Source organism: Modestobacter marinus, from assembly GCF_019799945.1.
Lineage (GTDB): Bacteria > Actinomycetota > Actinomycetes > Mycobacteriales > Geodermatophilaceae > Modestobacter > Modestobacter marinus_B.
Genome location: NZ_JABGCH010000008.1, coordinates 136,254 through 149,581 on the forward strand (window position 1 = coordinate 136,254; position 13,328 = coordinate 149,581).

At 73.2% G+C, this 13,328-nt stretch carries 16 protein-coding genes; 7 read left to right on the top strand and 9 right to left on the bottom strand.

Going from position 1 to position 13,328, the window contains the following annotated elements; translation table 11 throughout:
* Nucleotides 1–28: 28 nt before the first annotated feature.
* Nucleotides 29–301 (bottom strand): hypothetical protein, encoded by a 273-nt coding sequence (locus tag HK417_RS10030; RefSeq protein ID WP_222265927.1) that lies wholly within the window; start codon nucleotides 299–301, stop codon nucleotides 29–31.
* Between the two features lie 93 nt (nucleotides 302–394).
* On the opposite strand from HK417_RS10030, the gene HK417_RS10035 reads away from it, so the two are divergent.
* Nucleotides 395–817 (top strand): hypothetical protein, encoded by a 423-nt coding sequence (locus tag HK417_RS10035; RefSeq protein ID WP_222265929.1) that lies wholly within the window; start codon nucleotides 395–397, stop codon nucleotides 815–817.
* Here HK417_RS10035 and HK417_RS10040 read toward each other — a convergent pair.
* The gene (locus HK417_RS10040) at nucleotides 777–1,679 is read right to left on the bottom strand and encodes an ATP-binding cassette domain-containing protein (protein ID WP_222265931.1); all 903 of its coding nucleotides are present in this window, start codon (nucleotides 1,677–1,679) and stop codon (nucleotides 777–779) included. The two genes, HK417_RS10035 and HK417_RS10040, sit on opposite strands and share 41 nt — an antisense overlap.
* Before the next feature lie 181 nt (nucleotides 1,680–1,860).
* On the opposite strand from HK417_RS10040, the gene HK417_RS10045 reads away from it, so the two are divergent.
* A complete protein-coding gene (locus HK417_RS10045) occupies nucleotides 1,861–3,387 on the top strand; it encodes a M1 family metallopeptidase (RefSeq protein WP_222265933.1) in 1,527 nt (508 codons plus the stop codon).
* Here HK417_RS10045 and HK417_RS10050 read toward each other — a convergent pair.
* The 3 genes from HK417_RS10050 to HK417_RS10060 form a co-directional block, all read right to left on the bottom strand.
* Nucleotides 3,306–4,310 (bottom strand): ABC transporter substrate-binding protein, encoded by a 1,005-nt coding sequence (locus HK417_RS10050; protein WP_222265935.1) that lies wholly within the window; start codon nucleotides 4,308–4,310, stop codon nucleotides 3,306–3,308. The two genes, HK417_RS10045 and HK417_RS10050, sit on opposite strands and share 82 nt — an antisense overlap.
* A gap of 73 nt (nucleotides 4,311–4,383) precedes the next feature.
* Nucleotides 4,384–5,085, bottom strand: a complete 702-nt coding sequence (locus HK417_RS10055) for an FAD-binding oxidoreductase (RefSeq protein WP_222265937.1) — start codon at nucleotides 5,083–5,085, stop codon at nucleotides 4,384–4,386.
* A gap of 103 nt (nucleotides 5,086–5,188) precedes the next feature.
* Nucleotides 5,189–5,800: a sulfite oxidase-like oxidoreductase gene (locus HK417_RS10060; protein ID WP_222265939.1), complete on the bottom strand. Its 612-nt coding sequence runs from the start codon at nucleotides 5,798–5,800 to the stop codon at nucleotides 5,189–5,191.
* Between the two features lie 243 nt (nucleotides 5,801–6,043).
* On the opposite strand from HK417_RS10060, the gene HK417_RS10065 reads away from it, so the two are divergent.
* From HK417_RS10065 to HK417_RS10075, 3 genes are read left to right on the top strand one after another with little or no spacing between them, the layout of a single operon-like run.
* The gene (locus HK417_RS10065; RefSeq protein ID WP_222265941.1) at nucleotides 6,044–6,754 is read left to right on the top strand and encodes a succinate dehydrogenase cytochrome b subunit; all 711 of its coding nucleotides are present in this window, start codon (nucleotides 6,044–6,046) and stop codon (nucleotides 6,752–6,754) included.
* Between the two features lie 11 nt (nucleotides 6,755–6,765).
* Nucleotides 6,766–8,712, top strand: a complete 1,947-nt coding sequence (locus tag HK417_RS10070; RefSeq protein WP_222265943.1) for a fumarate reductase/succinate dehydrogenase flavoprotein subunit — start codon at nucleotides 6,766–6,768, stop codon at nucleotides 8,710–8,712.
* Entirely contained in the window at nucleotides 8,712–9,467 is a 756-nt protein-coding gene (locus HK417_RS10075; RefSeq protein WP_222265945.1) for a succinate dehydrogenase/fumarate reductase iron-sulfur subunit, read from the top strand. Before HK417_RS10070 ends, HK417_RS10075 begins: the two co-directional genes overlap by 1 nt.
* Before the next feature lie 97 nt (nucleotides 9,468–9,564).
* Here the strand turns inward: HK417_RS10075 and HK417_RS10080 are convergent, their stop codons facing one another.
* Nucleotides 9,565–10,131 carry a nucleotidyltransferase gene (locus HK417_RS10080; protein WP_222265947.1) on the bottom strand — a complete coding sequence of 189 codons (567 nt, stop codon included), beginning with the start codon at nucleotides 10,129–10,131 and terminating at the stop codon, nucleotides 9,565–9,567.
* Between the two features lie 65 nt (nucleotides 10,132–10,196).
* Between HK417_RS10080 and HK417_RS10085 the strand changes: the two genes are divergently transcribed.
* The gene (locus HK417_RS10085; protein ID WP_222265949.1) at nucleotides 10,197–10,958 is read left to right on the top strand and encodes an endonuclease/exonuclease/phosphatase family protein; all 762 of its coding nucleotides are present in this window, start codon (nucleotides 10,197–10,199) and stop codon (nucleotides 10,956–10,958) included.
* Between the two features lie 11 nt (nucleotides 10,959–10,969).
* On the opposite strand, the gene HK417_RS10090 is transcribed toward HK417_RS10085, so the two are convergent.
* Nucleotides 10,970–11,581: a GDSL-type esterase/lipase family protein gene (locus HK417_RS10090; RefSeq protein ID WP_222265951.1), complete on the bottom strand. Its 612-nt coding sequence runs from the start codon at nucleotides 11,579–11,581 to the stop codon at nucleotides 10,970–10,972.
* Between the two features lie 143 nt (nucleotides 11,582–11,724).
* A complete protein-coding gene (locus HK417_RS10095; protein ID WP_222265953.1) occupies nucleotides 11,725–11,898 on the bottom strand; it encodes a hypothetical protein in 174 nt (57 codons plus the stop codon).
* On the opposite strand from HK417_RS10095, the gene HK417_RS10100 reads away from it, so the two are divergent.
* The gene (locus tag HK417_RS10100) at nucleotides 11,897–12,283 is read left to right on the top strand and encodes an MmcQ/YjbR family DNA-binding protein (RefSeq protein ID WP_222265955.1); all 387 of its coding nucleotides are present in this window, start codon (nucleotides 11,897–11,899) and stop codon (nucleotides 12,281–12,283) included. The genes HK417_RS10095 and HK417_RS10100 overlap by 2 nt on opposite strands.
* A 25-nt stretch (nucleotides 12,284–12,308) precedes the next feature.
* Here the strand turns inward: HK417_RS10100 and HK417_RS10105 are convergent, their stop codons facing one another.
* Nucleotides 12,309–13,307, bottom strand: a complete 999-nt coding sequence (locus HK417_RS10105) for an adenosine deaminase (RefSeq protein WP_222265956.1) — start codon at nucleotides 13,305–13,307, stop codon at nucleotides 12,309–12,311.
* Nucleotides 13,308–13,328 lie beyond the last annotated feature (21 nt).

The window sequence follows — 13,328 nt, forward strand, 5'->3', positions numbered from 1 at the left end:
TGAGCACCTCCCGGGAACGACCTCCTCGCTACACGTCGCGTCGGACGAGCGTGACCGCGGCGGCCGTCCAGGCGACGGCGGCCCAGCCCGCCGCGACCGCCAGGCCGACCGGCCAGCTGGTCGGGACGGCGAGGAACGCGTCGTCCCCCACCCGCAGCGCCGGGAGCACCTGGGACAGCCGCTCCCCCGTCCGTCCTCCGCCGAAGGCGAGCACCGGGGGCAGCACGAACACCAGGGCCACCCCGATGCCCACCCCGCCGGCGGTGGAGCGCAGCAGCACGCCCAGCCCGACCCCCAGCACCGCACCAGCAGCCCGGCACCGGCCACCTGCAGCAGGAGCGGCCGCACCACCTCCCCGTCGGCCAGCGGCACCCCGCCGGGCACCGCCGTCTGCGTGCGCGCCGCGAGCCAGCAGACCAGCGCCACCACCGCGGTGAGGACGGCGGCCGCCCCCGCGACGACGACGGTCTTGGCGGCCAGCCAGCGCACCCGCCGCGGCACCGCCACCAGCGACGCCACGGCCAGGCCGGTCGCGAACTCCCCGGCGCCGGCGAGCACGCCGAGGACCACGAGCACCAGCTGCCCGAACGCGAACCCGAGGAGGGCGATCGCCAGGGCGGTGCCGGGCCGGTCCGCCGACGGGGTGCTCGCCGCGGCCAACCACCCCACGGTGCCGACGAGCACCACGAACACCGCCGCCGACCACCAGGTGGAGCGCAGCGAGCGCAGCTTGGTCCACTCGCTGCGCAGCAGGGCCGGCAGCCGCGCCGGGCGGCTCACCGGGAGGCCGCCCGGTACTCGACCTCGGCTCCGGTGAGCGCGAGGTAGGCCTCCTCCAGGGACGCCGTCGTCCGGCTGAGCTCGTGCACCGGGACGCCCGCGAGGAAGGCGACGTCCCCCACCCCCGCGGGGTCCAGCCCCCGGACGGCCAGGCTGCCGTCCGGCTCGGCGGCCACCCGCCCGCCGGCCCGCTGCAGCGCGCCGGCCAGCTCCGCGAGCCGCGGGCTGCGTACCCGCACGACGGCGTCGGCACCGAGCAGCTCGGTCATCGGCAGGTCGGCGAGCAGCCGGCCGCGCCCGAGCACCACCAGGTGGTCGGCGGTGTCCTCCATCTCGCTCATCAGGTGGCTGGAGACCAGGACGGTGCGACCCTCGGCGGCGAGGATCCGCAGCAGCTCCCGCACCCACCGGATGCCGTCGGGGTCCAGGCCGTTGACCGGCTCGTCGAACAGCAGCACCTCGGGCTCGCCGAGCAGCGCCACCGCGATCCCCAGCCGCTGGCCCATCCCGAGCGAGAAGCCGCGGACCCGTTCGTCGGCCACCGCCCCCAGCCCCACCATCTCGATCACCTCGTCGACCCGCGCCGCGGGCAGGGCGTTGCTCTGCGCGAGGGCCAGCAGGTGGTTGCGCGCGGTGCGCCCGGGGTGCCGGGCCCGGGGGTCGACCAGTGCGCCGACGCAGCGCATCGGCTCGTCGAGCTCGGCGTAGGGGACGCCGAGGACCGTCGCCGTCCCCCGGGTCGGCCGGGTCAGGCCCAGCACGCACCGCATGGTCGTGGTCTTGCCCGAGCCGTTGGGGCCGAGGAAGCCGGTGACCCGGCCGGGCTCGATCCGGACGGTCAGGTCGTCGACCGCCGTCCGCGAGCGGTACCGCTTGGTCAGTCCCTCGATCTCGATCACCAGCACCTCCGCGGCCACCCCAGCAGACCGGCGCGGCCGCCGACAGCGGACACGCGGCACTCCGTCGCCGCGCGACGCGGCACGTCACGACGAGCGGTGCCGTGTGCCCTGCGGTCGCCATGATCACGACGGCGTCCTACCGTCCGCCCCCTCGACACCCGACGTCCCCCGGGGAGTGGTCATGGTCCGTCGCCGCCTCGTCCTGTTGCCGGTGACCGCGGTCGCCGTCGCCCTGCTGCCCGGCACGGCGGTGGCCGCCCCGGGGGACGAGCCGGTGCCCGGCGCGCCGGGCCTCGGAGATCCCTACTACCCGCTGGACGGCAACGGCGGGTACGACGTCGACCACTACGACCTGCGGCTGCGCTACGACCCGGCCACCGACGAGCTCACCGCCACCGCGACGATCGAGGCGGCGGCGACCCAGCCGCTCTCCTCGTTCAACCTCGACCTGCAGGGGCTGACGGTCTCCGCGGTGACGGTCGAGGACGACGACGCGACCTGGACCCGGGACGGCGGCGAGCTCACGATCACGCCCGCCGAGCCCCTGGAGGAGGGCCAGGACGTCACCACGGTGATCACCTACTCCGGCGTCCCGGCGACCCTGCCGGACGTCTCCGGCTTCCTGCACACCGACGACGGCGCGGTGGTCGCCGGGCAGCCCGACGGGGCCGCCACCTGGTTCCCGGCGAACGACCACCCGCTCGACCCCGCCACGGTGACGGTCACCGCGACCGTGCCCGAGGGGCTCGAGGCGATCTCCAACGGCGCGCTCGAGGAGCAGTCCACCGCCGACGGGTGGACGACGTGGCGCTGGGACGCCGCGGAGCCGATGGCCACCTACCTGGTGACCCTGGCGATCGGTGAGTTCGACGTACGCGAGTACGAGGCCGACGGCGTCCGCTACTGGGACGCCCTCGACCCCGACCTGTTCACCCCCGTCATGGGCGGCCCGCCCCGGGGCGAGATCGCCGCCGCCTCCCTCGCCCGGCAGCCGGAGGTCATCGACTGGCTCTCCGACTGGCTGGGCGACTACCCGTTCGGAACGGCCGGCGGGATCGTCGACGACGACGCCGCCCTGGTGTTCGCCCTCGAGACGCAGACCCGGCCGGTCTACAGCCCGCTGTACTTCACCGACCAGCTCCGGGGCGACGTCGTCGTCGTGCACGAGCTGGCCCACCAGTGGACCGGCGACCTGGTCCGCATCGCCGCGTGGCAGCACCTCTGGCTCAACGAGGGCTTCGCCACCTACGCCGAGTGGCTGTGGCTGGAGCGCGCGGGCGTTCGGACCGCCCAGCAGTCGTTCGACCAGCTGGCCGCGCTGCCGCCGGAGTCGCCGCTGTGGGAGGACCTCCCCGGCGACCCCGGACCGGCCCTGGAGGACCTGTTCAGCGCAGCGGTCTACAACCGCGGCGCGATGACGCTGCACGCGCTGCGCAGCGCGGTCGGCGAGGACGTGTTCGCCAGGCTCGTCCGCGAGTGGGTGTCCGCACAGGCCGGCGAGGCGGTGACGACGGCGGACTTCACCGCCCTCGCCGAGGAGGTGTCCGGCCAGGAGCTCGACGAGCTGTTCCAGACCTGGCTGTTCACCCCCGGCAAGCCCGCCGGCCTGGGTGCGGCGCCGGCGGCTCAGCCGAGCGCCGGGACGGCGGTCGCCGGGTCACCGTCGGCCGCGGCGGCCAGCGCCGGGACGACGGTGTCCAGCAGGTAGGGCAGCGACAGCGGGCTGCCGAAGCCCAGCGCGGCGGCCACGTCGCCGCTGTAGCTGCCCAGCAGGACCGTGCGGTCCTGGGTGACGACGTCGAGGCCGGAGAACAGCGTGTCGGCCGCCGCGTCCTCCGGCGTGTAGCCGAGGACGGTGAGGACGTCGGCGTCGAGCAGGTCCAGCCGCTCCTGGCTGACGTCGGTGCTGGTCTCGGGGACGGTGAAGCCGAGGTCGGTGAAGAACTGGGTGCGCAGGTCGTCCCGTCCGAGCGCGTAGTGACCCGAGCCGACGCCGGTCAGGTCCACGGCGAGCGACGTCCCGGCGAACCCGGGGTGCTCGCTCGTCGCCTGCTCGAACTGGCTCTCGACCTCGTCGACCAGCTGCTGCGCCTCGGCCGAGCGGCCGAGCGCCTGGCCGGTGAGCAGCGTCTGCTCCTGCCAGGGCGTCGCACCGTCGGCGTACTCGTCGGTCTGCGCGAGGGTCGGCGCGATGCCGGACAGCTGGTCGTAGACCGCCTGGTCGATGAACGAGTAGACGCCGATGATCAGATCGGGTTCCAGCGCCGCGATCTGCTCGAGGGCGAGCTCCTCGCCGCCGACGGTGGGCAGCTGGGCGCCGGCCAGCTGCTCCGCCGCCCAGGGACGGCCAGGAGCGTCGTAGTCCCCGATGTTGTCGCGGACGCCGACGGGGGTCACCCCCAGGGCCAGCACGAAGTCCTCGTCGTTGAAGCCGACCGTGACCACCCGCTCGGGCTCCTCGGCGATCTCGGTGGTGCCGAACCTGTGCTCGATCGTGACCGGGAAGGCGTCGGACGCCGGCGAGGACTCCGCCGCCGGCGCGGTGCCGTCGTCGGACACGCCGCAGGCGCTGAGCCCGGTGGCGAGCGCCAGGACGGCGAGGGGGACGACGAGACGGGACGTGCGTCGCACGGGAGCTCCTCATGATCGACTGCGAGGAGCTGAGGTTAGCCTCACCTGACCTGGCGCCGGAACGCCCCCCAGCTCAGCGCCAGGCGTCCGGCAGGCCCGAGGGGCCGAACCGCTCCACCCGCACGGACGACGGCGGGACACCGAGCCCCACGAGCAGCTGACTGGCCGCCTCCGCGAAGCCGGCCGACCCGCAGACGTACGCGGTCTGGCCCGGCTCGACCAGCGGGAACAGGTCCATCCCCGTCATCCGCGCGGCCGGGCGGATCCCGTGGGCCTCGCGGGTGAGCACGACCAGCGCCCCGGCGGCGGCGAGCTCGTCGGCGTAGGGCAGCTCGGCGAGCGTGCGGCTGGAGACGGCCACCCGCAGCAGGTCCAGCCGCCCGAGGTCGCGGGCGTGCCGGATCATCGCCACCAGGGGCACCACGCCCGTGCCGCCACCGACCAGCAGTGCGGGGGTCGCGCCGTCCCAGACGAACCAGCCGCCGATCGGCCCGCGCACCTCCAGCTCGTCCCCCGGCTCCACCACGTCGGCGAGGTAGGTCGACACCTCGCCGTCGGCCAGCCGCTCGATGAACAGCTCCACCAGCGGGTCGCTCGGCGCAGAGGCCGCCGAGTAGGACCGTTGCGCGGTGTACCCGTCCTCCGCGGTCAGCCGGACGACGTAGTGCTGGCCGGGCAGGTGGTCGACCCGGTCGTGGACGTCCAGCCGCAGCTGCACCGAGCGCACGACGGGACGGCGCACGCCGGCGACGGTCGCCGTCCGCCAGCCGCCCATGGGTGCCTGGGTCCCACCGAGCTCGGCGGCCGGGGGCTCGAGTTGGGCCCCGCGCAGAGGCTCGTCCCGAGCGTGCGAGGGGTGAGGAGAGCGGGATCCGTCTTCAGTCACCCTGGTACCGCTGCTGCTTCCAGGGGTCGCCCCGGTCGTGGTAGCCGTTGCGCTCCCAGAAGCCGGGCTGGTCCCGCTTCATCACCGTGATGGTGTGGATCCACTTGGCGCTCTTCCAGAAGTACAGGTGCGGCACCAGCATCCGCACCGGGCCGCCGTGCTCGATCGGGAGCGGCTGCCCGTCGAACTCCCACACCAGCCAGGCCTTGCCGCCGGTGACGTCCTCGATCGGCAGGTTGGTGGTGTAGCCCGTCTTCGAGACGGCCATGACGAACCGCCCCTCGGCGGTCGGCCGGGCCACGTCCAGCAGCGTGTCCACGCTGATGCCGGCGAAGTGGGTGTCGAACTTCGACCAGGTCGTCACGCAGTGGATGTCACCACGGTAGGCCGACGTCGGCAGCGCGTGCGCCTGGTCCCAGGTCCAGGTCGTCGGGTTCTCCACCTCCCCGTCGACGGTGATCGACCACGTCTCCGGGCTGATCCGGGGGGTGGGCTCGGCGGTGAGCACCGGCCAGTCCCCGCCGACGTCGTACTGCCCCGGGGGCAGCCGCGGATCGCTGGTCGTGCGCCGGCGGCCGAGGAAGCCGCGGGTGGGTCCTGGCACGTGCCCGTCCTCTCGGTAGGGCACCTCCGGGTGCCCCGACGTCCGGTCGTGCCCGATCTTCCTCCCGACCCGGGGCGGTGTCTCCCCCCGGGTCCGGGAGCCCGCCGGTCACGGGCCGGTCACGGCGGCCGGCGCCGTCCGCCGCCCGCTGGCCGCGGCCCTGGGGAAGGGTCGCCTTACATGAGCCGTGTCACGATGGCTTGGCTGGGTGTGACGTGTGCAAGGGGAATACCTTGTGAGGCTGTGGCGACAGTGACGACGCAGCAGCCCCAGCGCAGGGCGCCGAAGACCGGGCGGTTCAGCAACTCGGTCGTCAAGAAGACGGTGATGGCGGTCAGCGGGATCATCATGATCCTCTACTTGATCGCACACATGATCGGGAACCTGCACGCCTTCGAGGGTGCCGACGAGTTCAACGAGTACTCGCACTGGATCCGCACCATCGGCGAGCCCGCCGCGCCGCACGGCACGGTCCTCTGGATCATCCGGCTCGTGCTGCTGGCGTCGGTCGTCGCACACTTCTGGTCGGCCATCTCACTGTGGCGCCAGGCCCGCCGGGCACGCCCCGTCGCCTACGTGACCAAGAAGCGGGTCCAGCAGAGCTTCGCCTCGCGCACCGTCCGCTGGGGCGGGGTGATCCTGCTGCTGTTCGTCATCTGGCACATCCTCGACCTCACCTTCGGCGCGGTGAATCCCGCCGGCACGGGCACCACGCCCTACGAGCGGCTGGTCGCCAGCTTCCAGAACATCCCGATCACGCTGTTCTACGTGCTCGCGATGGTGCTGCTGGGCCTGCACCTGCGGCACGGCATCTTCGCCGCCACCCAGACCCTGGGGCAGACCAACAAGCGCCGCGAGCGCGCGGTGAACGGGATCGCCTACGTCGTGGCGACCCTGCTCACCGCGGGCTTCCTGCTCGTGCCGCTGTCCATCGCCTCCGGCCTGATCGACTGACGGGAACCGACATGCCTCTCGACCTCTTCACCGTCGGCGAACCGATCGCCGACACCAAGGCACCCCGCGACGTCCCGATCGACAAGCGCTGGGACGAGCGCAAGTTCCGGGCCAAGCTGGTCAACCCGGCGAACCGCCGCCGGCTGTCGATCATCGTCGTGGGCACCGGCCTGGCCGGTGGCTCGGCCGCGGCCACGCTCGCCGAGATGGGCTACCGGGTCCAGAACTTCTGGTTCCAGGACAGCCCGCGCCGCGCGCACAGCGTCGCCGCCCAGGGCGGGATCAACGCCGCGAAGAACTACCGCAACGACGGCGACAGCGTGCACCGGCTGTTCTACGACACGGTCAAGGGCGGCGACTTCCGCTCCCGCGAGGACAACGTGTACCGCCTCGCCGAGGTGAGCACGAACATCATCGACCAGTGCGTGGCCCAGGGCGTGCCCTTCGCCCGCGAGTACGGCGGCCTGCTGGACAACCGGTCCTTCGGTGGCGCCCAGGTGTCACGCACCTTCTACGCCCGGGGCCAGACGGGCCAGCAGCTGCTGTACGGCGCGTACCAGGCACTGGAGCGGCAGATCGGGCTGGGCAACGTCGAGCAGCACCCGCGCACGGAGATGCTCGACCTGATCGTCGTCGACGGCCGGGCCCGCGGGATCGTCGTCCGCGACCTGATCACCGGCGCGATCAGCAGCCACTTCGCCGACGCCGTCGTCCTGGCCTCGGGCGGGTACAGCAACGTCTTCTACCTCTCGACCAACGCCAAGGGCTCGAACGTGACCGCCGCGTGGCGGGCGCACAAGCGGGGCGCGCTGTTCGCCAACCCCTGCTACACGCAGATCCACCCGACCTGCATCCCGGTCAGCGGCGACTACCAGTCGAAGCTGACCCTGATGAGCGAGTCGCTGCGCAACGACGGCCGGGTCTGGGTGCCCAAGGAGCGGGGCGACGAGCGCGACCCGCGGCAGATCCCCGAGGACGAGCGCGACTACTTCCTCGAGCGCAAGTACCCGGCCTTCGGCAACCTGGTCCCCCGCGACATCGCCTCCCGACAGGCGAAGAACGTGTGCGACGAGGGCCGCGGCGTCGGGCCGAGCGGGCTGGGCGTCTACCTGGACTTCACCGACGCCATCCAGCGCATGGGCCGCAAGACCATCGAGGCCAAGTACGGCAACCTCTTCGACATGTACAACCGGATCACCGGTGAGGACGCGTACGAGACCGGGATGCGCATCTACCCGGCGGTGCACTACACGATGGGCGGGCTGTGGGTCGACTACGACCTCGAGTCGACCATCCCAGGCCTGTTCGTGATCGGTGAGGCCAACTTCTCCGACCACGGCGCGAACCGCCTGGGCGCCAGCGCGCTGATGCAGGGTCTGGCCGACGGGTACTTCGTGCTGCCGAACACGATCAGCAACTACCTGGCCGCCGGCCCGTTCCCGAAGGTGGACGCCACCCACCCGGCGGCGGTCGAGGCCGAGCAGGGCGTGCGCGCGCAGACCGAGCGGCTGCTGTCCATCAACGGCACCCGCACGGTCGCCTCGTTCCACCGGGAGCTGGGCAAGCTGATGTGGGACCTGTGCGGCATGGAACGGTCCGAGGAGAGCCTGCGCAAGGCGCTGGACCGGATCCCGGAGATCCGGCACGAGTTCTGGACCAACGTGAAGGTCTCCGGCGAACAAGGGCGCTTCAACCAGAACCTCGAGCACGCCGGCCGGGTCGCGGACTTCATCGAGCTGGCCGAGCTGATGTGCGTGGACGCCCTGCACCGCAACGAGAGCTGCGGCGGCCACTTCCGGGCCGAGAGCCAGACGCCCGAGGGTGAGGCCCTGCGCGACGACGAGAACTACGCCTACGTCGCCGCCTGGGAGTACACCCCGAACGGGACCCCGCCGGTGCTGCACCGGGAAGCCCTCGAGTACGAGTACGTCCACCTCGCACAGCGGAGCTACAAGTGATGAACCTGACCCTGAAGGTCTGGCGGCAGCTGGACAGGACGCAGAAGGGCAAGATGGTGACCTACCACGTCACCGACGTCTCGCCCGACATGTCGTTCCTCGAGATGCTCGACGTGCTCAACGAGAAGCTGATCCTCGAGGGCGACGACCCCGTGGCCTTCGACCACGACTGCCGCGAGGGCATCTGCGGCTCCTGCGGGCTGATGATCGACGGCATCGCCCACGGTCCGGAGCAGGCGACCGTCTGTCAGCTGCACATGCGGTCGTTCAAGGACGGCGACGTCATCGACATCGAGCCGTGGCGCTCCGGGGGCTTCCCGGTCGTCAAGGACCTCGTCGTCGACCGGTCGGCCCTCGACCGGATCATCTCCGCCGGCGGGTTCATCAGCGCCCCCACCGGTACCGCTCCGGACGCGCACGCCGTGCCGGTGCCGAAGAAGGACTCCGACGCGGCGTTCGACGCGGCCACCTGCATCGGCTGCGGCGCCTGCGTCGCCGCCTGCCCCAACGGCTCGGCGATGCTGTTCACCGCCGCCAAGGTCTCCCACCTCGGGCTGCTCCCCCAGGGCCAGCCCGAGCGGGACATGCGCGTGCTGCGGATGGTCGCGCAGCAGGACGCCGAGGACTTCGGCGGTTGCAGCAACATCGGTGAGTGCTCCGCGGTCTGCCCGAAGGGCATCTCGATGGAGACCATCAGCCGGCTCAACCACGACCTGCTCGGCGCCCTGCGCGCCGGCGCCGTGCCGACCAGCTGATAGAAGGACCCCTGCCTCCGGACGGCGCCTCGCGAACGAGGCCCCGTCCGGAGGCTCGTCCCGAGCTTGCGAGGGATGAGGGGGACGGGGTCCTTCCTCAGGAGCCGGCGTCCTCGGTCGGGGTGATGCCGAGCCGGTCGGCGAGGAAGAGGAAGGCGACGGCGAAGTCGTTCTCCGCCACCTCCTTGCGCAGCCGCTCCCAGTCCAGCTGCTCGCGGACCGCGCGGACGTGCGGGAGGAGCCGGCCGAAGTCGCAGTAGTGCTCGGTCATCGCCCGGAGCTTGCTCGACAGCAGGTCGGTGGCCGGCAGCACCGGGAGCCGGATGCCGAGCAGGTCCATCTCCTCGGACCGCTCCAGCAGCTCCGGCATCACCGGCTCGCCGACGATCCGGTGCAGGACGTCGACCATCGCGCCGTCGCAGCCGACCTTGAACAGCCAGTCCTCCGGCGGCCGGGTCACCTCGAAGCCGGCGCTCTCGAGCACGTTGGCTGCGCGCTCGGTGTCCTCCTCGGCGATCACGAAGTCGACGTCGTTCTCCGACTCCGGGGCGCCGTGCGCCCACAGGGCGTAGCCACCGGCCAGGGCGAAGGGCACGCCGTCGGACTTGAGGGCGGAGGCGGTGCGCTTCAGTGCGGTCCGCAGGGCATCCCGTTCGGCGGGCAATCGAACTCCTCGGCTCGGCGGGCGTTCTCGGGGTGTGGGGCTACCCGGCCGGGTAGCGCTCACGCGTGCGCCTCGCGACCTTCAACATCCTGCACGGACGCTCGCTCGCGGACGACCGCGTGGACGTCGACCGGTTCGCCACCGCGGTGAAGGACCTCGACGCCGACGTCCTGGCCCTCCAGGAGGTGGACCGGGACCAGCCGCGCTCGCACCTGGCCGACCTGACCGCGGTGGCCGCGGCCGCCATGGGCGCGGTGGACTCCCACTTCGCCGCCGCGATCGCCGGCACGCCGGGGGCCACCTGGACCGCCGCGACCGGTGAGGAGCAGCCGGGGACGGCGACGTACGGCATCGCGCTGCTCTCCCGGTACCCGGTGCGCTCCTGGCAGGTGGTCCGCCTGCCGGCCATCCCCTTCACCTTCCCGATGTGGCTGCCCGGCCCGCGGAAGGTGATCGTGGTCGACGAGGAGCCCCGCGCCGCCCTCATCGGCGTGGTCGAGACCCCGCGGGGCGAGCTGACCGTGGTGAACACGCACCTGTCGTTCGTGCCCGGCTGGAACCGGGTGCAGCTGCGCCGGCTGCGCCGGGACCTCGCCACGTTCCCCGGGCCGCTGGTGCTCATGGGCGACCTGAACATGACGCCGCCGACACCGGCCCGGGTGACCGGGTGGCGGCCGCTGGCCGGCGGGCTCACCTTCCCGGTCGACGTCCCCGACCGGCAGCTGGACCACGTGCTGCTGCGCGGTGAGCTCGGACCGGTGACCGGGACGTGGGCGCCCTCCCTGCCGCTGTCGGACCACCGCGCGCTGGTCGTCGACGTCGGCTGAAGGCCCGGCCGTCAGGCCGCCGCGTCCTCCCGGCCCGCGACCAGGTCCAGCAGGTGCGGCGCCAGAGCCTCGGCGACCAGCGCGTAGCCGGCCGAGGAGGGGTGGAACCGGTCGGCGGAGAACAGCGCCGGCTCGACGGCGAAGCGGCGCGAGACCTCGGGGGCCACCGCGGCGACCACGGCCCCGACCGCCTCCGCGGCGCGGGTCTGCAGCGCGCGGGCCTGGTCGCACAGCCCGGCGACGACGCTCTGGAACGCCGGCGGCACCCAGGCCACGGAGCTCATGTCCGGCGTGGGGACGACGAGGACGTCGGTCCCACGCTGCCGCAGCTCACCCACCGCGGCACCCAGCGCCGCGGCGGCCCGCGCCGACGGGACCTGCCGGGTGAGGTCGTTGGCGCCGATCACCAGCAGGGCGACGTCGGCGTCCCGCGCACCGGCGCGGCGCACCTGGGCGGCGAGGTCGAGCGAGGTGGCCCCGGGCACGGCGACCACGTCGAGGTCGACGGCGTACCCCGCCTGTTCCAGCTCCCGGGTCAGCCGGGCACCCAGGGTGTCCTCCGGGTGCGTGGCGCCGGTGCCGAAGGCAAGGGAGTCGCCGAGGACGAGGAAGCGGAAGGTCACACCAGGTGCAACGCCGCGCGGGTGCCCGGCTGTGCCGTGAGATGGCCCTCGCCCGGCGCGGGAATGCCGACTCGTCTCGATCACCCCCTCCAGAGACCGCCTGCAGCCCGCTGATACCGCGCCCGGCGTGGTCCCCGCCGGCGTCAGCCCCCGCGGGCGGAGAGCTCGGCGGCCATCGCGTCGTCGACGAACGGGTACCCGACCCTGAACTGGGCCAGCGCCTCGGTCACCGACAGCACGTGGGTCTCCCGCGTGCCGGCTCTCCCCGTGCGACACGGCCTGGGCAGGACGGCCCGGTGGTCGTACGGTCCGGCCATGGCCACCTGGGACGACGTCGACCGGCTCGCCCGCGCCCTGCCCGAGACCACCGAGCGCCCGACCTACGAGCAGGCGCGCAGCTGGCGGGTGCGCGACAAGGCGTTCGCGTGGGAGCGGCCGCTGCGCAAGGCCGACCTGGCCGAGCTCGGCGAGCGGGCACCGACCGGCCCGGTGCTCGCCGTCCAGGTGCCCGACGTGGGCGCCCGCGACGCCCTGATCGCCGACAGCCCCGACGTCTACTTCACCACCGCGCATTTCAACGGGTACCCGGCGGTGCTCGTCCGGCTGGACGCGATCGAGGTCGGAGAGCTGGCCGAGCTGCTGGACGAGGCCTGGGAGTGCCGGGCGCCCCGCCGGCTGGTCACCGAGCACCGCGACCAGTGACGGTCGGGACCTTCCGCGGCTGACGTCAGCCGGCCGCCGCGGCCACCGCGGCGAGGTGCCGGGCCTGCTCCGGCTCGGGCAGGAAGCTCGCCCGGAAGCTGTTCTCGGCCAGCAGCCGGCGCTCGTCGGCGGTCAGCCCGAGTGCCCGGGTGACGGCCGCGGTGTTGTCGTGCAGGTAGCCGCCGAAGTACGCCGGGTCGTCGGAGTTGACCGTCGCGCGCAGGCCCGCCTGCAGCATCCGGCGCAGCGGGTGGTCGGTGAGCTCGCCGACGCAGTGCAGCGCCACGTTCGACAGCGGGCAGACCGTCAGCCCGATCTGCTCCTCGGCCAGCCGGGCGACCAGCGACGGGTCCTCCAGGCTGCGGATGCCGTGGTCGACGCGCTCGACGCCGAGCCGGTCCAGCGCCCCCCACACGTAGGCCGGCGGGCCCTCCTCCCCCGCGTGTGCCACCCGGTGCAGCCCGTCGTCGGCGGCGAGCGCGTAGGCCCGGGCGAACGGCTCGGGCGGGAAGCCGACCTCCGCGCTGTCCAGGCCGACGCCGATCACCACGTTGTGCCAGGGGCGCAGCCGGGGCACCAGCGCCTCGGCGTCCGCCGGGTCGCGGTCCCGCAGGAAGGACACGATCAGCCGGGCGCTGAGGCCGTGCCGCTCCTCCGCCGTCCGGAACGCCTCGGCGAGCCCGTCCATGACGACCTCCAGCGGCACGCCCCGGCTGAGGTGCGCCTGGGGGTCGACGAAGACCTCGGCGTGCCGCACGCCTTGCGCCGCCGCCGTACCGAGGTAGGCATCGGCGAGGTCGGTGAAGTCCCGCGGCTGCAGGAGCACCGCCGTCAGCTCGTAGTACAGGTCCAGGAACGACGGCAGGTCGTTGAACGAGTAGGCCCGGCGCAGCTCCTCCAGGCCGGCGTGCCGCAGCCGCACCCCGTTGCGCTCGGCCAGCCGGAAGGCCAGCTCCGGCTCCAGCGTGCCCTCGATGTGCACGTGCAGCTCGGCGGTGGGCAGGGCGGGGACGTCGGCGGGCATGGCCGGGAAGGTAACGCGCGG